This window comes from Amycolatopsis sp. NPDC058278, assembly GCF_042881395.1.
In the GTDB taxonomy this organism is placed as follows: Bacteria; Actinomycetota; Actinomycetes; order Mycobacteriales; family Pseudonocardiaceae; genus Amycolatopsis.
This window is the reverse complement of the sequence record NZ_JBHVXZ010000011.1, coordinates 37,509-58,790: the sequence shown is the minus strand read 5'-3', so window position 1 is coordinate 58,790 and position 21,282 is coordinate 37,509. Positions and strand designations below refer to the sequence as shown.

The window sequence follows — 21,282 nt, the reverse complement described above, 5'->3', positions numbered from 1 at the left end:
CGGGTACCGACCCTCAGCCTCCGGCGAGCACCCGCAACGGATCCGGGTACCGCGGCTCCCAGCCCAGCTCGCGGCGCGCCTTGGCCGGGGTGAGCTCCTGGTCGAGGGCGAACGCGTCGGCGATCGGGCCCATCTCGGCCCGGGCCCGCTCCAGCGAGATCGACGTCGTCTTCCCGGCCAGGCCCGCCGCGTGCGCGCACGCCTCGGCCACCTCCTTCGCGGCCGGGTTCACCCCGCCCACGCCGACGTAGACCGACCCCGGCTCGGCCGACAACGCCGCCACGTACAACCGGGCGAGGTCGTCGACGTGGACCAGTGCCCAGTGGTTGTCCCCTTCGCCGATGTACGGGACCGCACCGCTTTTCCGGCCCGGCTCGACGAAGAACGCGTCGATCAGCCGGTTTTCGCCGCCGTACAGCAGGCCGGGCCGCACGATCACCGGGTGGGCCGCCCGGGCGAGCACCGCGTCCTCCACCGCCCGGCGCCAGGCCACCACATCCGGCGGGTTCCACGGCGCGGTTTCGTCCCGCAGCCCGCCGGTGTCGCCGTACACCCAGGTACCGCCGGTGTGCACGTACGGGCCGCCGCCACCCATCGCCGTGGCCGCGGCGAGGTCCTCCTCCCCCGAGGTCGCCTGGGCGAGGTGGATCACCGCCTCCGCCCGGGCGGAGGCGCCGGCGAGGATGTCGAGGTCGGCGAGCCCGCCGCGGACCGCGGTGGCTCCGGCCGCCGCGACAGCTGCCTCGGCGCGGTCGCTGCGGGCGAGCGCCTCGACGGCGTGGCCCGTCCGCACCAGCTCCGCGATCGTGGCCCGGCCGATGTAGCCGGACCCGCCGGTCAGAAAGACCTTCATGCCTGCTCCTTTCGAGTACTCCCCCACCTTCGCGCCGGCCGGAGGGCCCCGTCCAAGACCTCTTCCGGCGCCAGTGATACCCGCCGGGCATCAGCGCGGGGACCTTGACGTCGACCGGCGCCGGATGTTCTTATTCCTGGGAGCGCTCCCAGCCTGGTGAAACAATCGAACACCGGACCAAAGGGAGTTCAATGAAGCGCTCCATCGCTGCGCTGGCGGCCGCCGGCGCGACGGTTCTCGGCGGCACCGCCGTGCTGGCCATGCCCCAGGCCTCGGCCGCCGCGCAAGGCTGCCGCGTCGACTACACCGTCACCAACCAGTGGCAGGGCGGGTTCCAGGCCGGGGTCAAGGTCACCAACCTGGGCGACGCGATCACCGGCTGGTCACTCCGGTTCACCTTCCCCGACGCCGGCCAGAAAGTCGCCCAGGGCTGGAACGCCACGTGGACGCAGTCCGGCGCGACCGCCACCGCGGCCAACGCCGAGTGGAACCGGACCCTCGCCACGGGTGCCGCCACCGATCTCGGCTTCACGGGCACCACGACCGGCGCCAACCCGATTCCGACGTCGTTCACCCTGAACGGCGTCACCTGTACCGGGTCGACGACAACCACCACCACACCCACCACCACGCCCACGACGACAACCACGCCCTCACCCGGTGGCACGCCGCTCGCCGCCAACGGGCAGCTGCACGTCTGCGGAGTCCACCTGTGCAACGAGACCAACCGGGCGATCCAGCTGCGCGGCATGAGCACGCACGGCCTCCAGTGGTTCGACTCCTGCTACAACGACGCGTCCCTGAACGCCCTCGCGAACGACTGGCACGCCGACCTGCTCCGCATCGCCATGTACGTGCAGGAAAAGGGCTACGAGACCAACCCGGCCTGGTTCACCGACCGGGTCAACAGCCTCGTCGGCGAGGCCGAGGAACGCGGGATGTACGCGATCGTCGACTTCCACACCCTCACCCCGGGCGATCCGAACTACAACCTCGACCGCGCCAAGACGTTCTTCGCGGCGGTGGCCGCGCGCAACGCGGCCAGGAAGAACGTGATCTACGAGATCGCCAACGAGCCCAACGGCGTCAGCTGGGGCGCCATCAAGAGCTACGCCGAGCAGGTCATCCCGGTGATCCGCGCCGCCGACCCGGACGCCGTCGTGATCGTCGGCACCCGCGGGTGGTCGTCGCTCGGCGTCTCCGACGGCTCCAATGAAACGGAGATCGTCAACAACCCCGTCAACGCCACGAACATCATGTACACGTTCCACTTCTACGCCGCCAGCCACAAGGACAACTACCGCGCCACGGTGAGCCGCGCGGCGGCGAAGCTGCCGTTGTTCGTCACGGAGTTCGGCACGGTGACCGCCACCGGCGGCGGCACCCTGGACCAGTCCAGCACCACGGCCTGGCTGGACCTGCTCGACCAGTTGCAGATCAGCTACGCGAACTGGACGTACTCCGACGCGGACGAAAGCAGTGCCGCACTGCAACCGGGCACCTGTGCGGGCAGCGACTACGGCACCGGCCGGTTGACCGCGTCCGGCGCCCTGGTCCGGAGCCGCATCAGCACTCCCGACCACTTCTGATCCCCCGGGTGGGGCTCCGCACGCGGAGCCCCACCCCTTTCTCAACCGCCAGGTTGACAACACCCCGGAACCGCTCTACCGTCTTGCTCAACCGAAGAGTTGAGGACGAACCGGTGGACGAAGACAGCGAACGGCTCAACCGGGTGTTCGCGGCACTGGCCGACCCGACGCGGCGCGATCTGGTGGCGCGGCTGGCCGGCGCGGACGCGACCGTGGGCGAGCTGGCCGAGCCGTACGACATGAGCCTCCAGGCGGTCTCCAAGCACGTGAAGGTGCTGGAGGAAGCCGGGCTGGTCACGCGCAGCAAGGACGCCCAGCGCCGTCCGGTCCACCTGGATGCCGAGGTGTTCGACCTGATGACCAAGTGGATCGAGCGGTACCGGCGGCAGGCCGAGGAGCGCTACCGGCGCCTCGACGCCCTGCTGGGCCGCATGGCCGGCGAAGAAGCCCGGCCGCGAAAGGACGCGTCATGACCGTGACAAAGCACGAAACCGAGATCCTGGCCGACGACAAGGTCCCGACCATCCGGCTCGTCCGGGACTTCGACGCCGCACCCGAGCAGGTGTTCCGCGCCCACATCGACCCCGAGCTGTACGCGCAGTGGGTCGGACCGCACTCGGTCACCACGAGGATCACACGGTGGGACGCGCGCACGGGCGGCGAGTGGGCCTTCGCCAACGACCGCGGGGGCGAGGAGATCGCCGCGTTCCACGGCAGCTTCCACGAAGTGCGGCCGAACGAGCGGATCGTGTGGACGTTCACCTACGACGGCGAGCCCGACGGCGTCGCCCTGGAAACGCTGACCCTGGAGGAAATCGAGGGCGGCCGCACCCGGCTGCGGGTGCTGAGCGTGGTGCCGGACTTCGCCACCCGGGACGGCATGCTGGCCAGCGGCATGGACGTCGGGGTCAACGAGGGGTACGCCAAGCTCGACGAACTGCTCGCCAAGGAGGCGTGAAATGACATCCACGGGACCCGCCCAGCGGCACGCGCAGGACGCGGCCCGCTTCACGGAGCTGACGGAGTCGGCCTCGGCCGGCGATTGGACGCGCCCCAGCCCGGTCGCGGAGTGGACGGCGCTCGACGTGGTGCGGCACCTGGTCGAGTGGCCGCGCGGGTTCCTGCGGGGCGCCGGGATCGAGCTGCCGGCGCTGACCGTCGACGCCGATCCGGCCGGCGCCTGGAAGCAGCACGTCGCCGACGTCCAGGCCATCCTCGACGACCCCGCCGGGCGGGTGCTCAGCAACCCGCACACCGGCGACCGGCCGGTCGACGAGGCGATCGACCAGTTCTACACCAACGACATCTGGATGCACTCCTGGGATCTCGCCAAGGCGCTGGGCCGCGAGCCGGACCTGGGCGAGGAGCGCTGCGCCGCCACGCTGGCCGGGATGAAGCCGATGGAGTCCTTGCTGCGCGACAGCGGGCAGTTCGGGCCGGCGGTGCCGGTCGCCGACGAGGCTCCGGCGCAGGACCGGCTGATGGGCTTCCTCGGCCGCGACCCGGCCTGGCGCCCCTGAGCCTGCCCGGCTCACCCGGCGAGGCGGACCGGCCGCGGCGGAAGACAGCGGGGTCACCCGGGCGGCCGATGGTCGGCCGTCCGGGTGGCCGGACCTCGGATACAACGTTGTAAAGCGGTATTTACAACGTTGTATCCGACCGGTTACCGTCTCTGTGCCGGGTCCCCCAGGAGCATGAGGAGCGTCAGCATGCGCTCGCTTCGACGTCTGTGCACGGTCCTGACCACCACGGTCCTCGCCCTGTCCGCCGCGGTCGTCCCCGCGGCGGCCGGCCGGGCCGGCCCACCGCCGGTGTACCCCGATGCCGGGCCTGGGACGCACCTGCTCGACCACGCCGGGAAGCTCGCCGGCTTCGGCGATCCCGGCTGGTACGAAGCCAACATCCCGTTCGTCGACCTGCCGGACAAGGCGATCGAAGACACCTACTACTACCGGTGGCGCACCTACAAGGAGGCACTCAAGTACACCGGGCCGGAGGACGGCTGGATCGTCTCCGAATTCCTCGGCCCGGTCGGGTACTCCGCTCCCGGCGGCGGGATCGACGCCGCCGCCGGGCACCACCTCTACGAAGGGCGGTGGCTGCGCGACCACCGGTACCTCGACGACTACGTCGACTACTGGCTGCGCGGCAGCGGCGCGGGCGCCAAGCCGGCGACCGACGGCCTCAACGAGAACACCACCGACTGGGCCCACGAATACTCGTTCTGGGCCGCCGACGCCGTGCTCGCCCGGGCCGCGGTCGACGGCCGGTGGGACTTCGCCGTCGACCTGCTCCCCGAACTGCAACGGCAGTGGGCCGCCTGGTCGCCGCAGTTCGACCCGCAGCTCGGCCTCTACTGGCAGGTTCCGGTCTGGGACGCCATGGAGTACACCGCGAGTTCCTACCAGAGCCCGGACCCCTACCACGGCGGCGCCGGCTTCCGCCCGACGCTCAACGCCTACCAGTACGGTGACGCGCGGGCCATCGCGAGCCTGCTGCGCCGGCGCGGCGCACCCGGAGACCGGCAGCTCGCCGACCGGTACGAGCGGGATGCCCGCGCCCTGCAAGCGAACCAGGACCGCGTGCTGTGGGACGGCGGCGACCGGTTCTACAAGCACGTCATGCGGGACGGCAACCCCGCGCGAACCAAGATCGCGGACCGGGAAGAAATGGGGTACGTGCCCTGGTACTTCCACATGGCCCCGGCCGGTGCCTCCGCCGCGTGGGCGCAGGTGACCGACCCGGCGGGCTTCGCGGCCCCCTTCGGGCCCACCACCGTCGAACGGCGGAGCCCGTGGTTCATGCACGACGCCCTGCAGGGGTGCTGCCGCTGGTCGGGTCCGAGCTGGCCCTACGCGACGAGCCAGACCCTCACCGCGCTGGCGAACCTGCTCACCGACTATCCCCCGCAGCCCTACGTCTCCGCGCAGGACTACTACGCCCTGCTGCGCGGGTACGCCCTCACCCAGCGCAAGAACGGCCTGCCCTACGTCGCCGAAGCGCACCACCCCGACGAAGACCGCTGGCTCTACGACTCCCCCGGGCACAGCGAGGACTACAACCACTCGACGTTCGACGACCTCGTGCTGTCCGGGCTGCTCGGCATCCGGCCCCAGCAGGGCGACCACGTGCGGCTCGCGCCGCTCGTTCCGTCCACTTGGGACCACTTCGCCGTCGAGAACGTGCCCTACCACGGCCGGAACCTGACCGTCGCCTGGGACCGTGACGGCCACGTCTACCGGCAGGGGGCGGGCTTGAGCGTCTGGCTGGACGGCAAGCTCGTGCTCCGCCAGAGCGGCCTGACGGCGGTCGACGTACCGGTGCGCCCGGGCAAGGCGGCCGACGCCGCCACCGTCGTCGACGACCTGGCGAACCCCGCCCGCGCCGGCTATCCGGCGGCGTCCGCGTCCCACACCTGGCCCGCGGACAGCCCGGCGAACGCGATCGACGGCCAGGACTTCGCCCTCGACGTCCCGTCGACGCGCTGGACGAGCTACGGCAGCCCGAACCGCGGCGACTGGCTGGCCGTCGACCTCGGCGCGGCCACCGACGTCTCCGACGTCCGGCTCTCCTTCTACGACGACGGTGGCGGCGTCCGCACCCCGGACGCCTACGCACTGCAGTACCGCGCGGCGGATGGCTCGTGGGCCGATCTCCCCGGCCAGCAACGAGAACCCGGCACACCGGTGCGGGGCAGGCCGAACCGCGTCCTCGTCCAGCCGCCGGTCCGCACCGACGGACTCCGCGTCCTGCCGTCCAGAGTAGACGGTGGCGCCGTCGGGATCACGGCGGTGCAGGCGTGGCGCGCCGAGGACGAGCGGCTCGACGTCCGGCTCCGAGACGGCGCGGTGAGCGTACGGCCCGGGCAGCCGGTCGAAATCAGCGGCTCGGTGAGCAGTTCGCAGGCGATGACCGTCCGGCCCGCGCTCACACTGCCCCGCGGCTGGACGGCCCAGCCGATCGGCCCGGACGGCGACCTCCGGCTCACCCCGGGACGGCCCGTGCCGCTGCGGTGGCGGGTGACGGCCCCCGCCGATGCGCCGGTCGGCACCCAGGCCCCGGTGCGGCTGCTGGTCACCACGCTCGACCACGGCACCCCGGTGCGCAGCACCGCGGACCTCGCGCGGGCGGAGGTCGTCTTCGATCCCGCCGACTTCGGCACGCCGGTCTGGGACGACGACTTCAGCGGCCCGCAGCTGAAGCCGTACCGGATCGGCGCGCGGTTCGGGGAACCGGTGCCCGAGCTGAGCCAGGCCGACGGCGCCCTGGTCGCGTCCGCGAGCCGGCAGTCCTCGGCCGTGCTCGTGGCGCCGGTGGCCGCCCCGGCCGGCGACTTCGCGGTGCTCCTCGAACCCCGCGCCTTCGCCGGGGGCGCGCCGGAGGACAGCGTGCTCCTCGGCCGCGCCGACGGGCCCGACGACCTCGCCCTGGCCTGGTACAACCACCACTTCGGCACGTCCGGCGCGGACGTGCGCGCGGGCGGCCGCGACTACGGCGACGACGTGACCGGCGGGTGCTGCGCCGCGGTCAGCTGGTCCCCGGGCGACCGGTTCGCCGTCGTGGCCGACCACCGGGGCGGCCTGACGAGCTGGCTCGGCCACCAGGGCCGGTGGCAGCTGCTGCGCACGATCCCGGCCGGCTCACCCGGCTTTCCGGGGGATCCGGGTGGCGGAGCGCCGGGGCGGAGCCCCGGTTTCAGCACAGCAGTCCTTGCCGATTGGCCGCCCGCGATCGGGCTGCGGCTGACCACGGGCCGGCTCACCCTCGACCGGCTGACCGTCGTGGCGCGCGGGCCCGTCTGACGACGAGGAGGCGATTGACAAATGGCGGGTGCGCGAGGGACTCTGGGAGCGCTTCCAGACATCGCCGCCCGGGGCCGTTCGTCCGCCGGTCGCGGTGACCGAAGGCGGAAGGAGAGTCCATGGGATCCGCCTCCCGCCGGATGGCCGCGCGCCCGGGTGTGCTCGCCGTGATCGCCGTCCTCGTCGTGGCCGTTTCCGTGCTGTGGCCGTGGAAGTCGGGTGCCGCGCCGGCGACCCCCGTGACCGGCAACGCCACCCACTTCGACGCGCTCGGCGCCCCCTACGGCGGCTGCGGCCTGCCGCAGGACGTGCTCGATTCGCCCGATTTCGTCGCCCTCAACGTCTACAACACCCCCGGCGACTACAGCTTCTACCCGCGGCCGATCCCCCCGTCCCAGGCCGCGAAGATCGGCCTCTGGGACAACGGCCGCAACTGCGGGCGGTTCGTGCAGGTCACCATCGGCGACTACTGCACCGGCGTCAACGACGGCGCACCCGGACAACCGTTCTGCCGCAACGGGTCCTGGGTGACCGACGGATACGCCGGCGCCCAGCTGACCATGGTCGTGGCCGACAGCTGCGGCGACTCGAACGCCTGGTGCCGCGACGATCCCGGGCACCTCGACCTGTCGACCGCGTCGCTCAACCGGTTCGTGAAGAACGGCGCCCCGGTCGGGGACATGAACCCCGCGCACTGGAACAACCGGCGGGTCTCGTGGTCCTACGTGACCGCCCCGAACTACACCGGCGACCTGAAACTCGGCTTCCTCCAAGGCGCGCAGCGGTATTGGACGGCCATCGCCGTTTCGCACCTGCCCAACGGCGTCCACGGCGTGGAGTTCCTCGGCGCGGACGGCAGCTGGCAGCAGGCGCAGCCGGACAGCGACCTGGGGCAGGCCTTCATCATCGGCCCGACCGCCACGGCGGGCACCGCGTACGCGATCCGGGTCCGGGACGCGAGTGACGCGCCCGTCAACGACGGCCGCGTCTACCGCTTCACGCTGCCGGACCAATGCCTTTCGGGCTGCGCGGCCGCCTACACCGGCATCAGCTACACGACCGGGACCAGCACCCCCACCACGACGCCGACCACATCGACCACCCCGACGACACCCACCACGCCGACCACCCCGGCCGGGGCGTCCTGCACGGCGACCTCCGCGGTCACGTCTTCGTGGAACGGCGGCCACCAGCTCGAGTTCACCGTCAAGAACACCGGCTCCGCCGCGCTGTCCGGCTGGACTACGGCGTTCTCGTTCGCGGGCACCCAGCAGGTGACCAACTCGTGGAACGCCGTGTCCACCCAGACCGGCCAGCAGGTGCGGGCGGCCAACGCGAACTACAACGGCACGCTGGCCGCCGGGGCGACGACGACCTGGGGCGCCGTCGTGACCGGCACCGCCCAGCCCCTGACCGCGTTGGCCTGCACCGCCCGCTGATCCTCAGCCGAGCGTCGCCCAGAACCCGGTCAGCGCCGCGGCGGCGCGGGCCGGGTCGTGGGTCATCCACCAGTGGCCCAGTCCGTCGAGGACGGCGACCCGGGCACCGGCGCGGGCGGCCGCCCGGCGGCGTTGTGCCTCCGTGCCGACGACGTGGTCGGCCGTGGCCAGGACGGCGAGCCCCGGCCGGGCCGCCGCGCGTTCCAGCGGCAACCCGAGGCCGGGCGCACCGGCCGCGGCGGCGGACCGGTACAGGCTGAGCACCGCGCGGCCCATCGCTTCGTTCTGCCCCGCCGCGACGCGGGCCGCGACCGCCCAGTCCATCCCGCGTTCCACCAGCACCGCCGTGCGCTCTTCGGGCGCGGCGCCGAACCGCGCCGCGACGTCGGCCTCGCCGACGCCCGGGGTCTGCCAGCGGCGGGCGAGTTCGTGCCACTCGTAGTCCGGGTCGAAGGTCCCGACCGTGTCGCTGACCCAGCTGCGGACCAGGTGCGGATGGCTCAGCACGACATTGACGACGTGACTGCCCCCGAAGTCGTGGCCCACCAGGTCCACCGGCTCGCCGAAGGCCGCCAGTTCGCCGGCCAGCCAGTCCCGGTAGCCGGCCGGGGTGGCGGCGAACCCGGCGGGCAGGGGCGCGCCGAAACCGGGCGGGGACAAGCAGACCAGGTCGGACCGCGACGGGGCGAGCTCGGCCAGCAGCCGGTCCCAGACCGCCGCCGTCTCCGGGTTGCCGTGGACGAACACCGCGGGCATCAGGCCGCCACCGGCGTGGTCGGCTGCAGGACCGATTCCAGCAGCGCCTCGGTGCGCAGGTGGGTGATGGCCTGGTACTCGGGGTCGCGGATCATGGCCGCGAACGCCCGCCGGTCCGGGTAGCGCACCAGGACCACCATGTCCCAGGCCTGCCCCTCCTCGGCGACGAGCGCCGGGCCGCCGTTGCCGAGGTACACCACCTGCAAGCCGTAGCGGGGGTTGAGCTCGGCACCGACGGCTTCGGCGTAGCGCTGGTAGCTTTCGCGGCCGCCGTCCGGGCGGAACCGCAGCAGGTTGAGCATCACGACCGGGCCACCCGGGTCGTCGGCGAGCAGGGCGTCGAGGGCGCGGTCTTCGATTTCGATCATCAGAACCTCCTGGAACCCACCCTACACATACTTGTTGGGTGACACGCAAGTTACTTTGCTAGGCTGCACCCATGCCCACCGCACGCCGCACCCAGCAGGAACGCCGTGACCAGGCCGAAGCCGCGCTCCTGACCGCCGCTGCCGAACTCGTCGTCGAGCAGGGCGTGCGGTCGCTGACGCTCGCCCGCGTCGGCGAACGCGCCGGGTACAGCCGCGGCATCGTCACCCACCACTTCGGCGGGAAGCAGGCGCTGGTCGAACGGCTGGCGCGGGCCACGCAGGCCGGGTTCGTCCCGGGCCTCGAAGACCTGCCGCCCGGTCTCGACCGCCTGCTGCGGCTGATCGACGGCTACCTCGGCGAGCTCGGCCGGATCGGCGTGTTCAACCAGGCTTTCCTGCTGCTGTGGGCCGAAGCCGCGACCCAGCCGGACCTGGCCCCGATCTTCCGCGAGCGGGACGCCGCCTTCCGCGCCGACCTGCGGGAAGACGTCGAAGCCGGCATCGCCGACGGCAGCATCGAGGCGAGCGTCAGCCCCGGCGAGGTCGCCACCGCCGTCGTCGGGCAGCTGCGCGGGATCGCGCTGCAGCGGCTGCTCGATCCGGGGAGCGTCGACACCGAGGCGCTGCGCCGGAGCGTCACCGGCCAGTGGCGCCGCGCCTTGACCCCTTAGGCTCGGCGTCTTACGCGGAGGGAGGTGACGGCGTGACCGAACGCGGGCGGCTGCCACGCGTCAAGCGCGTGACGATCGAGGACGTGGCCCGGGAAGCCGGCGTGGGGCGGCAAACGGTGTCGCGTGCCCTGCGCGATCTGCCGGAGATCGCCCCGGACACCCGCGAGCGCGTGCTGGCGGCGGCGACCCGGCTGGGCTACCGGCCGAGCGCGCTGGCGAAGGGGATGCGCACCCAGCGGTCGGACGTCATCGCCCTGATCGTCTCCGACATCGCGAACCCGTTCTACCCGGCCGTGGCACGCGGGGTGTACGACGCGGCGGAGGCGGCCGGCTGCCGCGTCGTGCTGTACAACACCGACGCCGACCCGGGCCGGGAACGCGACGCCATCGAGGACGCGCTGGCCCGCTCCGCGCGCGGCGTCGTCGGCTTCTTCTACGGCACCCCCGACGACGTCCTGGCCGACTACGCGCGCTCGGTCCCGCTGGTGGTCGCCGACCGGGAGCTGCCGACGGAGGTGGCGGCCTCGGTGAGCAACGACTTCGCGACCGGCACCGCGGCCGCCGTCGAACTGCTCGCCCGCAGGCCGCACGCGTGCCTCGGCATGCTGGACAGCTCGGTCGGCGTCGCGGTCGACGAGCGGCGCCTGTCGTTCGTCACGGCGTGCGCGGCGCTGGGCTTCGGCGACGTCTCGGCGCGGATCATCCAGGGACCGCCGACCATCCCGGGCGGCACGGAAGCGACCCGCCGGCTCCTTTCGGCGTGGCCGGAGGTCAACGGCATCTTCGCCTTCAACGACCTGATGGGCATCGGCGCGGTCCAGGCGGTCCTCGCCCGCGGCGGCGCGGTGCCCCGGGACTGCGCGGTGGTCGGCTTCGACGACCTGGAGATGTCGGCGTACCTGAACCCGCCGCTCAGCACGGTCCGGATCGACAAGTACGACCACGGCCAGGCCCTGGTCCGGGCCCTGCTGGCGGACACCGCCGACCGGATCTCGCTGCCGGTTTCGTTGATCACCCGCGCAACCGCCTGAGTCGAATCCGTCGAGGAACGCCCCTTGACGGGGTCCCGCCGAGGTGCGCATACTCCCGGGAACACCGGCCGGGAACATTCCCGGGAACGTTCCCGACAGCGCGGCGGAGAGGAGACAGCGGCATGGGCGCAGGCTCCTCGAAGGCCGGTGGGCTGGGCTGCCGTCGCAGGTCCCGCCGGTTCGCGGGCTTTCCGGCGGTGGGCTACCGCCCGAGCACCCGCCCCGCCGGCCGCCACCGAGCACCGGTCCACAGCGGACTCCTGCCCCCGGGGCCGGAAGGCCTCCGCTGAACCGCACTCCGGCGGTGACGGCGTCTTCGCCATCCCGCAGGACACCGCTCCGATGGGCCTGTTCTACCGCAAGGACCTCTTCGAGAAGTACCACGTGCCGGTGCCGGCGACCTGGGACGAGTACGCCGAGGCCGCGAAGGCCCTGCACGCCGCGGACCCCGGCCTCACGATCACGCACTTCCCGCAGAAGGACGTCAACTGGTTCGCCGGTCTCGTCTGGCAGGCCGGCGGGCACTGGTTCACCCAGGACGGCCGGCAGTGGAAGGTGAACTTGACCGACCCCGCGTCCACCAAGGTCGCCGGCTACTGGCAGAACCTGCTTTCGCAGGGCCTGGTCTCGAACTACCAGGGCTTCTCCGAATCCTGGAACAAGGCGCTGGACTCCGGGCAGATCGCCACGTGGACCGGAGCCGTTTGGGGCGTCGGCACCATCGCGAAAGCCGCGCCGTTGACCGCCGGGAAGTGGGCCGTGGCGCCGCTGCCGCAGTGGCCGGGATGACGAACACGGTGTGGTCGGTGCTGCTGCCGAGCACGATCAGCCCGTTCGGGGTGTACCTGGCCCGGGTCTACGCGGCGGTGTCGGTCCCGGACGAGCTCCTGGAAGCCGGCCGCATCGACGGCGCGGGCGACGTGCGCATGTTCTACACCGTCAGCCTGCGCCTGATGGCCCCGGCGCTGATCACGATCTTCCTGTTCCAGTTCGTGGCGATCTGGAACAACTTCCTGCTCCCGCTGGTCATGCTGACCAGCGACCGGCTGTACCCGGTGGCCCTCGGGCTGTACACCCTCAACACCCAGATCACCCGCGACCCCGATCTCAAGGCCATCGTGGTCACCGGCTCCCTGCTCTCCATCATCCCGTTGATCCTGGCTTTCCTGGCGCTGCAGCGCTTCTGGCGCACGGGGCTCGCGGCGGGCGCGGTCAAGGACTGACCGCAGTCACGCGAGATCCGTCCCCGATCACGCGAGATGCGTCCGCAGTGCGTAACGCCGCTCGGCGTACGCGAGGTCGTCCCGCCACAACCGGGCGGCCGCGCGGCGCATGAGCGGCCGCAGCACCGGCGCGATGCGGGCCGCCTTGGCGAAACCCGGCCGGTCGGAGGCGGCGATCGTCGCCTCGATCACCGCCGTGCGCGGGCGGCCGTCGGGGCCGGGGCCGAGCGGGGTCGCGTGCGTTTCCACCACGCTGCCCGTGCCCTCACCGTCCACAATGGTCATCAGCACGGTCCGGGGGCCCGGGCAGGTGAACTCGGCGACCACCGGGACGCCGATCTTCCCCGCGAGCCGGAACGTCACCTCGACGACGAACCGGTCTTCGGCCTCCGGGACGTCGACGCCCTCCGGCGCCGACAGCACCCGCAGCTTGGCGAACGAGTACGGGTGGAACCACGCGCCGTGCCACGGGTCGAGGCGGTTGGCGACGACGTCTTCGGGCTCGCAGACCCCGGCCAGCGTCGCCACGGCGTCGACCGTGGTCCCGGGCGGGCGGACCGGCACGATCGGCCGTTCCGTGTGCTGTTCGCCGCCGATCCGGTCGAGGCGGACCCACGCCAGCACGCCGTCGTCGTAGGACGGCAGTGCCGTCCACCCGGGACGGTCCGCGCCCACGCGCAGCCCGTGCCAGCGGCAGACCAGCTCGCCGCCGTGCACGCGCGCCTGCTCCAGGGGCGCGCCGAGGTGGGGGCACGCGCCCGGGCCGACGAGCAGCGCGCCGTCCGGCCCGCGCCACGCGACCAGCTCGCGGCCGCCCACGCGCACGCCGAACGGCCGGTCGGCGCGGATTTCGCGGCCGGCGGCGAAGACGAACCAGTTGCCCGACGGCCGGGCGCCCGCCCGCTTGACCGCGGCCTCGATCAGCGCGGGGCTGCAACCGGCGTAGGTGGGCTCCTGCCGGGCCCAGGCCGGCTCCCGGAACGGCTGCACCGGCCACCGCGCCGGCCAGCGTTCGATCACCTGCCGCTTGAGGTCCACCGGACACGCTCCCGCCCGCCACGGCCGGCCGAGGCGGCCGGCACGCGAGTCATCCTCGGCCATCTGGAGCGATTACGCAACGCTTTCGCCCGGTCCCCGGGCGCGGGTTCACGCCTTCAGGCGTTCGGTGGCCAGCTCGAGGGCGGCGGTCAGGTCGTTGACCCAGGGGATGTCCCGCTCGGTGCGGTTCTCCCAGCCCGGGCCCGCCGTGGCGATGTCGAAACCGTGCCGCCGCAGCCGCTGCAGGAGCAGGTCGTCGACGGTGTCGGCGGAGATCGACCACAGGAACACCACGACCGGGTCGAGCTTGGCGGCGATCGCGATCGTCGTCTCGGCGGGCACCATCTGGCCCAGGTGGATCGCCGGGACGCCGACCTCGACCATGGCGGCCCGCAGCACCTCCAGCGGCAGGCTGTGCCGCTCCTCCGGGCAGCAGGCCAGCAGCACCACCCGGCCGGGCGGGGTGTTCGCGAACCCGGCGCTGTAGCGCTGGAGCGCGAGGGAGATTTCGCCGGTCAGCGCCCATTCGGACTCGAAGCAGACGTCACCGCGCAGCCAGCGGCCGCCGAGGTGGCGCAGCACGGGGACGAGCACCTCGGTCCACGCCGCGGCCGGGCCGAGCGCGTCCAGCGTCTCGTCGAGCAACGCGGCCAGCGAAGCGAATTCGACGTCCTCCGCGGCACGCTCGAGCTCTTCGACGTACCGGTCGACCGACACCTCGGTGGCCACTTCGCCGACACCCGAGAACGCCGCCGCGGCGGCTTCCCTGGCGCGCATACCGCGGTCGATGAGCCGCTGCATGTACTGCAGCCGGCGGACGTCGGCGTCGGAGTACCGCCGGTGCCGCCCGTCGTCACGCAGCGTCGGGCCGACCCCGTAGCGCGCGGCCCAGGTGCGCAGCGTCACCGGCGAGACGCCGAGCAGTTCGGCGACCTTGCCGGGCGTCCACGAACCCCCGGCCCGGGGCGCGTCCCGGCCACTCACCCCGTCGACGTCCATCAACACCACGTTCCCACACGCCAGGGACGTCCGCCGGTGCGGCCACCACGCGGTGACGCCCCGGCGGAACAGCCTGCGACCGGCTGTGTCCGCTTCAACGGATACGGCATCCGGCGCCCGTCCGACGCTCCCGGCACCCCAGAAGTACCCCCCGGAGGACTCTTTGTGACTCAAGTCACAGCTTATCCGATGAGCTCCCGCCCGACGTGCGAGGAAACCACCCGCAGCGCGGCCGGCAACCCGTCGAGCACCGGGCCGACGCGGCCGCCGACCGGGTGCCAGCCCGGCCCGGCCGCGCGCACCGGCACCTCCCGGCGGGCGAGCTCGGCCAGCAGCGGGGCGTCGGCGGTATACGGCGTCATGGACCAGAGCAGCACCAGCGCCGGGTCGAGCCGGACCGCGGTCCGCACGACCACGCCGGGTGCCACCATCTCGCCGAGGAACACCACCGGGACGCCGGCTTCCCGCAGCACCGTGGCCAGCACCCGCAGCGGGAGGGGATGCCGCTCGGCCGCGCAACAGGCCAGCAGCACCGGCCGGTCCCGCGGCGGTGGCGGGAGCCGGGCCACCTGACGCTCGAGCGCCGCCGAGACCGCCCCGGCCAGCGCCCATTCGGCCGCGAAGGCGCTTTCCCCGGCCTGCCACCGCTCCCCCTGCCGGCGCAAAACCGGAGCCAGCACGTCGGCCCAGGCCGCGATCGTGCCGTGCCCGGCCAGCAGTTCGTCGAGCAAGCCGGCCAGTGCGTGGAGGTCGACGGCCGCCGCGGCGCGGTCGATCTCGTCGGCCCGGAGGCGGGACCACGCGGGGGTGACGGCTTCGGAGAGCACCAGGCCGGCCGCGGTCCCGGCCCGGACGCCCTGGTTCACCAGGACGCTCATGCGCCGCAGCCGCTGCAGCTCCCGCGGCCCGTAGAGCCGCTGGCCGCCCGGCCCGCGACGAGCCGGCCCGAGACCGTAACGGCTGTCCCACGCGCGCAGGAGGACGGGCGACACCCCGAGCGCGGTGGCGATCTGTCCCGTCGTCCACCACGAGGCCCGCTCGGTGCCCCGCGGTTCCAGTCCGGTCGTCACTCGCCCCCCGTTCCCGGTCCGGCACGCGCCGGCCCCTGGGGCCGGCCGCGGTACGACCGATGATGGCCCTATCGAATCGGTTGTGCAACGCTTTGGGGTGACAGTGCTCGGTCACCTCGAGCGGCTCAGCCGGATCAGCGCGAACATCTCGGCGTCCCGCTTGCTTCCGCATCGGTTTCGGGTGCGGCGCCGAGGCGGGTGCGCTCGGCGCTGAGGGTCACCCGGTACCCGAGCAGGAGCAGCACGTGGAGCAGGTAGAGCCACAGGATCAACGCCGACACCGCGCCGACGACCACGAGGCCGCCGAACGGCACGCTCCAGTCCAGCGGGATGGCCAGGAACAGGAGGAACCCGTGGAAGAACCCGGCGAGCACGGCGGCCACGGCGAAGGCGCCCACCACCAGCGGCCCGCGGCGCACGCCGCGCGGGGCACCGCCGGCGAACACGATCGCGGTCACCGCGGCGATGATCAGCCAGTCGATGTGGAACGACAGCGTGACGCCCCAGAACGTCGCCCAGCCGCCGCGGGTGTAGAAGCCGGCCACCGTGTCGGCGGTGGCCAGCGGCGCGATCGCCAGGGTCGGGCTGAGGACGAGGACGGGCACGAACATCAGGCGCCCGCGCCAGCCGACGAGGGCCCCGGCGGGCTGCCCGGCGACCTGGACCAGGCCGCGCAGCAGGCCTTCGCCGTAGAAGGTGGCCGGCAGCAGCGTCACGAGCAGCGCGGTCCACGGCGTGCCGAGGGCGGCCGTGGCGAGGGCTTCGAGCGCCGGACCCGGCCCGTGGCCGGGCGGCAGCGCGTCGACCCAGCGCGAAACGCCGTGCCGGACGAACGCCGGCGACCCGAGGACCGCGGCACCCCGCAGGGCGACGAGCGCCAGCGGGACGACGGCCAGCACGGCGAAGAACGTGACCCCGGCCGCCCACAAGGACAGGTCCCGGCCGCGGAGTTCCCGGCCGGCGTCCCGCAGGACGACGGCCGCGCGGCGGGCCGCTTCCCGGGCGCTCACGTCGACGTGCCGGCGCGGGAGGAGGACGACGGGGTCGCGGGCTGGTCCCGGGTGCACGAGCACGACGCCTCGGGCAGCGCGCTCGCCGTCGGCTGGCTGCGGGCGATCCACCTGCTGGCCCGTCCGGTGCTGGGCGTGCCGCCCGACGTGCTCACCGGGTGCGGGGTGCTGAGCGCGCTGGCGGCGGTCTGGCTGACCTCGCTGGGGGGTGACGCGCTGTGGCTCGCCCTGGCGGCGATCGTGGCCACGGGGGTGTTCGACGGCCTGGACGGCGCGGTGGCGCTGCGCACCGGCCGGGCCCGCCCGCTGGGCGCGGTCCTCGACGCGACCTCGGACCGCCTGACGGAACTGTGTTTCGTGGCGGTGTTGCTGGTGCTCGGCGCACCGGCGGCGTGGTGCACGGCGCTGGCGGTGCTGCTCCTGCTGCACGAGTACGTCCGGGCCCGGGCCCAGGCAGCGGGCCTGCGCGGCGCGGGGGCGATCACGGTGGCCGAGCGCCCGACCCGGCTGGTCGTGCCGGCGGTCGCGGTCACCGGGGCGGCGCTGGCTCCGGCCGGGACGCCGTGGACGGGCTGGCCGTGGGGCACGACCTGCGCGGTGCTGGGGACCGGACTGTCACTCATCGGCTTGGCCCATCTCGGGGTGGGTGTCGTGCGGGCGTTCGGGCGGACCGGGGAGCGCGGCCACGACCCCGGCTGAGGGCGGGCCTAGGGTTTCGGGGCCCCGCTTGGGGTGGCGCAGTCCGCCACAAGGGGCGCCGGCTGGGGTGGCGCCCGTCGATGCGGGGCCCGCGCCGGGTTCGCGTCCGCCGCTCACCCTCATCGGCCTCGTCCGCCTGTGCGTGCGGGTCGCCCGGCCGGCCCGACCAGCCCCGCGACGATCTCCGCCGACATCGCCACCAGCGGCAGCCCGCCGCCGGGATGGGCCGACCCGCCGGCCAGGTACAGCCCGGGCACCGGCGTCGCGTTCGCCGGCCGGAGAAGCGCCGCCCGCGGGCCGTTCGACGAGGAGCCGTAGATCGCCCCGCCCGGTGCGCCCGTGTCGCGTTCCAGGTCCGCCGGCGTGCGGATTTCCCGCCACAGCAGCCGATCGCGCACGTCCAGGCCGCGTGCGGCGAGGACCTCGAGCACGCGGTCCGCGTACCGCTCCGCCCGCCCCGGAGCCGTCCAGTCGACCCCGGCCGCCGGATCGTGCCGCGGGGCGTTCACCAGCACGAACCAGGCTTCGCAGCCGGGTGGGTGCAGCTGCGGGTCGGCGGGCGCGCAGAGGTAGACCGCCGGGTCGTCGACCGGCCGGGGCGCGCGGCCGAAGATCGCGTCGAATTCGGCGTCGTAGGCGGCCGGGAAGAGCACGCGGTGGTGGCTGGGTGCCACTGTCGTGCCGCGCAACGCGAGCAGCAGCACGAACCCGGCCAGCGACGGCTGCGTCCGCCGCAAGGCCCGCCGCGGCCGGCGGGTGCGGGGGTCGTCGAGCAGGTCGTCGTAGACGTGCGTCGCGTCCGCGTTGGCCACGACGACCGAAGCCGCGAGCCGCTCGCCGTCCGCCAGCCGGACGCCGCGGACGCCGGCCGGGCCGGTCTCGATCGCGGTGACCTCCGCCCCCGTCCGGACTTCGACACCCAGCGCGGCGAGCCGGCTCACCAGGGCCTCCCCCAGCCGGCGCAGGCCACCGCGAACGTGCCACGCGCCGAATTCCTGCTCCACGAACGGGACGACGCTCAGCACGGCGGGCAGCCGCCGCGGGTCCGAGCCGGTGTAGGTCGCGTAGCGGTCCAGCAGCATCCGGGCGCGCGGATCGCTCAGGCGGCGGCCGAGCCCGCGCAGGGTGCGCCACGGGGCGATCGCCGCCAGGTCCCGGAGGCTCCTGGCGTGCTGGAGCAGATCGCGGGTGCCGTTCAGCGGACGGCGCAGCACGGGTTCGCCGACCAGGCCCCAAAGCCGCTCCGCGTCGCGCATCAGCTCGCGCCACTCTTCGCCGGCGCCGCCGCCGAAAGCCGCCTCGAGCGCGTCGGGGACCGCCGCACGCTCGTGCGGAACGGCCAGTTCGGTGCCGTCGGCGAACCGGTAGTGGCAGGCGGGGTCGACCGGGACGAGGTCGACCAGCTCGTCCAGATCGGCGCCGGTGGCCGCGAAGAGTTCGCGGTAGACCGAGGGCAGGGTGAGCAGGGAGGGCCCGGTGTCGAAGGTGAAGCCGTCCCGGGTGAAGGTGCCGAGCTTGCCCCCGCACGACGCCGAGCGCTCCAGCACGGTGACCCGGTGCCCGGCCGCGGCGAGCCGGGCCGCGGACGCGAGGCCGCCCATGCCGCCGCCCACCACGACGACGGCGCTCACACCGACCGGCCCTTCCAGACCAGCCGGCCCGCGGCCCGCGCCCACCACGACCGCCCGATCAGCCCGGCCAGCGCGAGCACCGAGACGGGATGAGCCAGGCTGTCCGGCCACCCGCGACCGCCGGTGCGCCGAGCCGCCACGACGCGCCCGGCGACGCCCGCCGCGTACCCCACCAGTCCCGCCCGCGAGCCGCCCAAGGCCGCCACGGCGGGGAGCACCCACACCACGAGGAGCAGCCCCGCGATCGCCACCGCCGCCGGGGCCGAACCGGTCGCCGACCACAGCGACTTCGTGTAGCCCTCCCGCAGCTGCGCCCACGTCGCGTACATCCGGCACTCCGCGACCCGGCTGCCGTCCGCGACCACGCCGCGGCCGCCCGCGCGCTTCACCGCGCGCATCAGCGCGATGTCGTCCAGCACCTCGCCGGCGACCGCGGCGAACCCGCCGCACCTGCGCAGCATCGCGGCGTCGATGACGAAGAACTGCCCGTTGGCCGCGGCCAGCGACGGCCGCGGCGACGTCTCCGCGAGCCGCAGCGGCAGCAGCACCAGCCACGACCACTGCAGCAACGGCTGCACCAACCTGGCCCCGAGCCCCTCCGCGCGCTGGCGCGGAAACGGCGACACCGCGTCGAGATCCGCCTCGCGCAGCAGGGAAACCGCGGCCGCGACGGCGTGGGGAGCCAGCACGACGTCCGCGTCGACGCAGACCAGCACGCTCCCCCGCGCCCGCTGGGCCAGCTGGTGACACGCCTGCGGTTTGCCCAGCATCCCCGGCGGTGGCTCGGCGCCGGTCAGCAGCGTCACCCGCGGCCCGGCGACCCGGCGGACGACGTCCGCTGTCCCGTCACTGGAACAGTCGTCCAGGACCAGGATTTCGGCGTCGTCGAGGCCGCGCTGCGCCAGCAGGGACCGCAGGGCCGGGGTCACGCGGTCGGCCTCGTCGCGCAGCGGCAGCAGGATCGACACGGCTTCGCGGCACCGGGCCGGCCCCTCGCGCGGCGCCCGGACGATCCGCGCGTTGTACGCCGCGTGCGCGGCACCGGCCACCGCGGCGCAGGCGGCGGCGCGCACGATCAGGCGGCCACGCGAGCCCATCGGAGTCCCCTCCCCAGCCGGATCGCGAACGGCACGGCCACCGCACCCATGAGTACGCCCCCGGCGACGGCCACCCACGGCCGGCCGAAGAACGCGAAGTGCGCCCACACCGACGAAAACCACGTCCAGAGGTACAACGCGGGCGCCGGACCGGCGGCCGGGCCCGGGGTCGGGTCCGGCGGCCGGGGCACCCAGCGGTGCAGCGCGGCCTGGATCAGGACGGCGACCAGCAGCCAGCCCGCGAAGTTGGTGACCGGGATTCCGGCCACCAGCGGCAACGACGGCTCGGGCGACGACCAGATCCAGTACCCCTCGTCCACCATCTGCGGGTCGAGGAAGACGTCCCACGCCGCCAGCGCGCACGCGGCCACCGCGACCACGCCGGCCGGCTTCACGGCCAGCGCCCGGCCGGCCAGCAGCGCCGGCCACGCCATCATCAGCCAGGCGAGCGGGACGATGCCCGGCACGCCGGCGACCGGCCAGCCGAGCAGGTCGGTGTATGCGTAGCGCCCGAACGGAACTCCCGTGTGCAGGCCCGTCACCTCGGCCAGCAAGCCGCCGCCGCCCGCGACGACCGCCAGCGTGACCGCCGCCCGGGCGCCGCAGCGGGACCACGCGTCGGCGAGGGACGCCGCCGCGAAGCACAGCACCGTGAGCACGGTGAGCGGCGTACGGCCGCCGGGGTCGGTCACCGAGTAGAGGATCTGGCAGAGCACCGTCGCCGCGGCGCAGAGCCAAGCGGTCAGTGCGGGCGGGGCGGGGTGACGCCGGGTGAATGCGGCAGTCCGCGAAACCATCACGAAAGCAGAATAGACCGGCGGCGAAAGCCGTGTGCCGCTTGGCCTCGATTTTTCCGGGCGCTCCGACAATCGATGTTTGAATCGACGGTAAATGGGCACGACAATGCACGACGAGCACCCGGCGGCGCCCGGGTGTGGGCGGGGCGCCGCCGGGTGCGGGGCCCGCGGCCGAGGGTGGCACGGCGGGCCCGCCGGGACGGCGTGTG

General features: G+C 73.7%; 21 protein-coding genes. 11 read left to right on the top strand and 10 right to left on the bottom strand.

What is annotated here, in order from left to right; all coding sequences use genetic code 11:
- Window positions 1-13 precede the first annotated feature (13 nt).
- Window positions 14-853, bottom strand: coding sequence for an NAD-dependent epimerase/dehydratase family protein (locus tag ACFVYA_RS08005; protein ID WP_387043596.1), 840 nt, complete (start codon window positions 851-853; stop codon window positions 14-16).
- A gap of 191 nt (window positions 854-1,044) precedes the next feature.
- On the opposite strand from ACFVYA_RS08005, the gene ACFVYA_RS08000 reads away from it, so the two are divergent.
- From ACFVYA_RS08000 to ACFVYA_RS07975, 6 genes are all read left to right on the top strand, one after another.
- Entirely contained in the window at window positions 1,045-2,442 is a 1,398-nt protein-coding gene (locus ACFVYA_RS08000) for a cellulase family glycosylhydrolase (RefSeq protein ID WP_387043594.1), read from the top strand.
- A gap of 113 nt (window positions 2,443-2,555) precedes the next feature.
- Window positions 2,556-2,915: a metalloregulator ArsR/SmtB family transcription factor gene (locus ACFVYA_RS07995; protein WP_360175572.1), complete on the top strand. Its 360-nt coding sequence runs from the start codon at window positions 2,556-2,558 to the stop codon at window positions 2,913-2,915.
- Window positions 2,912-3,400 carry an SRPBCC family protein gene (locus tag ACFVYA_RS07990; protein ID WP_387043591.1) on the top strand — a complete coding sequence of 163 codons (489 nt, stop codon included), beginning with the start codon at window positions 2,912-2,914 and terminating at the stop codon, window positions 3,398-3,400. The genes ACFVYA_RS07995 and ACFVYA_RS07990 overlap by 4 nt, the downstream gene beginning before the upstream one ends.
- Before the next feature lies 1 nt (window position 3,401).
- The gene (locus tag ACFVYA_RS07985) at window positions 3,402-3,962 is read left to right on the top strand and encodes a maleylpyruvate isomerase family mycothiol-dependent enzyme (protein WP_387043589.1); all 561 of its coding nucleotides are present in this window, start codon (window positions 3,402-3,404) and stop codon (window positions 3,960-3,962) included.
- A gap of 189 nt (window positions 3,963-4,151) precedes the next feature.
- Complete coding sequence (locus ACFVYA_RS07980; RefSeq protein WP_387043587.1) at window positions 4,152-7,244, top strand: discoidin domain-containing protein; 3,093 nt, start codon at window positions 4,152-4,154, stop codon at window positions 7,242-7,244.
- Between the two features lie 119 nt (window positions 7,245-7,363).
- Window positions 7,364-8,683, top strand: coding sequence for a cellulose binding domain-containing protein (locus tag ACFVYA_RS07975; RefSeq protein ID WP_387043585.1), 1,320 nt, complete (start codon window positions 7,364-7,366; stop codon window positions 8,681-8,683).
- A gap of 3 nt (window positions 8,684-8,686) precedes the next feature.
- Here the strand turns inward: ACFVYA_RS07975 and ACFVYA_RS07970 are convergent, their stop codons facing one another.
- Both ACFVYA_RS07970 and ACFVYA_RS07965 read right to left on the bottom strand, forming a co-directional pair.
- Entirely contained in the window at window positions 8,687-9,439 is a 753-nt protein-coding gene (locus ACFVYA_RS07970; RefSeq protein ID WP_387043583.1) for an alpha/beta fold hydrolase, read from the bottom strand.
- Window positions 9,439-9,807: a DUF1330 domain-containing protein gene (locus ACFVYA_RS07965; protein WP_387043581.1), complete on the bottom strand. Its 369-nt coding sequence runs from the start codon at window positions 9,805-9,807 to the stop codon at window positions 9,439-9,441. The genes ACFVYA_RS07970 and ACFVYA_RS07965 overlap by 1 nt, the downstream gene beginning before the upstream one ends.
- A gap of 71 nt (window positions 9,808-9,878) precedes the next feature.
- Here ACFVYA_RS07965 and ACFVYA_RS07960 point away from each other — a divergent pair, with 71 nt between their 5' ends.
- The 4 genes from ACFVYA_RS07960 to ACFVYA_RS07945 all read left to right on the top strand — a co-directional run bounded on the left by ACFVYA_RS07960 (window position 9,879) and on the right by ACFVYA_RS07945 (window position 12,732).
- Window positions 9,879-10,478, top strand: coding sequence for a TetR/AcrR family transcriptional regulator (locus ACFVYA_RS07960; protein WP_387043579.1), 600 nt, complete (start codon window positions 9,879-9,881; stop codon window positions 10,476-10,478).
- A 32-nt stretch (window positions 10,479-10,510) separates the two neighbouring features.
- The gene (locus ACFVYA_RS07955; RefSeq protein WP_387043577.1) at window positions 10,511-11,509 is read left to right on the top strand and encodes a LacI family DNA-binding transcriptional regulator; all 999 of its coding nucleotides are present in this window, start codon (window positions 10,511-10,513) and stop codon (window positions 11,507-11,509) included.
- Between the two features lie 342 nt (window positions 11,510-11,851).
- Complete coding sequence (locus ACFVYA_RS07950; protein ID WP_387043575.1) at window positions 11,852-12,298, top strand: ABC transporter substrate-binding protein; 447 nt, start codon at window positions 11,852-11,854, stop codon at window positions 12,296-12,298.
- The gene (locus tag ACFVYA_RS07945; RefSeq protein ID WP_387043573.1) at window positions 12,295-12,732 is read left to right on the top strand and encodes a carbohydrate ABC transporter permease; all 438 of its coding nucleotides are present in this window, start codon (window positions 12,295-12,297) and stop codon (window positions 12,730-12,732) included. Before ACFVYA_RS07950 ends, ACFVYA_RS07945 begins: the two co-directional genes overlap by 4 nt.
- 27 nt (window positions 12,733-12,759) lie before the next feature.
- On the opposite strand, the gene ACFVYA_RS07940 is transcribed toward ACFVYA_RS07945, so the two are convergent.
- The 4 genes from ACFVYA_RS07940 to ACFVYA_RS07925 form a co-directional block, all read right to left on the bottom strand.
- On the bottom strand, window positions 12,760-13,770 hold the full coding sequence (locus ACFVYA_RS07940; protein WP_387043571.1) for a DUF5914 domain-containing protein: 1,011 nt from the start codon (window positions 13,768-13,770) through the stop codon (window positions 12,760-12,762).
- Window positions 13,771-13,878: 108 nt separating this feature from the next.
- A complete protein-coding gene (locus ACFVYA_RS07935; RefSeq protein ID WP_387043569.1) occupies window positions 13,879-14,769 on the bottom strand; it encodes a MerR family transcriptional regulator in 891 nt (296 codons plus the stop codon).
- A 182-nt stretch (window positions 14,770-14,951) separates the two neighbouring features.
- On the bottom strand, window positions 14,952-15,839 hold the full coding sequence (locus tag ACFVYA_RS07930) for a MerR family transcriptional regulator (RefSeq protein WP_387043567.1): 888 nt from the start codon (window positions 15,837-15,839) through the stop codon (window positions 14,952-14,954).
- 134 nt (window positions 15,840-15,973) lie between these two features.
- Window positions 15,974-16,849, bottom strand: coding sequence for a YhjD/YihY/BrkB family envelope integrity protein (locus ACFVYA_RS07925; protein WP_387043565.1), 876 nt, complete (start codon window positions 16,847-16,849; stop codon window positions 15,974-15,976).
- Between the two features lie 6 nt (window positions 16,850-16,855).
- On the opposite strand from ACFVYA_RS07925, the gene ACFVYA_RS07920 reads away from it, so the two are divergent.
- A complete protein-coding gene (locus ACFVYA_RS07920; RefSeq protein ID WP_387043563.1) occupies window positions 16,856-17,548 on the top strand; it encodes a CDP-alcohol phosphatidyltransferase family protein in 693 nt (230 codons plus the stop codon).
- Window positions 17,549-17,667: 119 nt separating this feature from the next.
- Here the strand turns inward: ACFVYA_RS07920 and ACFVYA_RS07915 are convergent, their stop codons facing one another.
- The 3 genes from ACFVYA_RS07915 to ACFVYA_RS07905 are packed head-to-tail and all read right to left on the bottom strand — an operon-like array spanning window position 17,668 to window position 21,073.
- Window positions 17,668-19,179: a phytoene desaturase family protein gene (locus ACFVYA_RS07915; protein WP_387043561.1), complete on the bottom strand. Its 1,512-nt coding sequence runs from the start codon at window positions 19,177-19,179 to the stop codon at window positions 17,668-17,670.
- Entirely contained in the window at window positions 19,176-20,276 is a 1,101-nt protein-coding gene (locus tag ACFVYA_RS07910; protein WP_387043559.1) for a glycosyltransferase, read from the bottom strand. Before ACFVYA_RS07910 ends, ACFVYA_RS07915 begins: the two co-directional genes overlap by 4 nt.
- Window positions 20,255-21,073, bottom strand: a complete 819-nt coding sequence (locus tag ACFVYA_RS07905; RefSeq protein ID WP_387043557.1) for a carotenoid biosynthesis protein — start codon at window positions 21,071-21,073, stop codon at window positions 20,255-20,257. Before ACFVYA_RS07905 ends, ACFVYA_RS07910 begins: the two co-directional genes overlap by 22 nt.
- Window positions 21,074-21,282 lie beyond the last annotated feature (209 nt).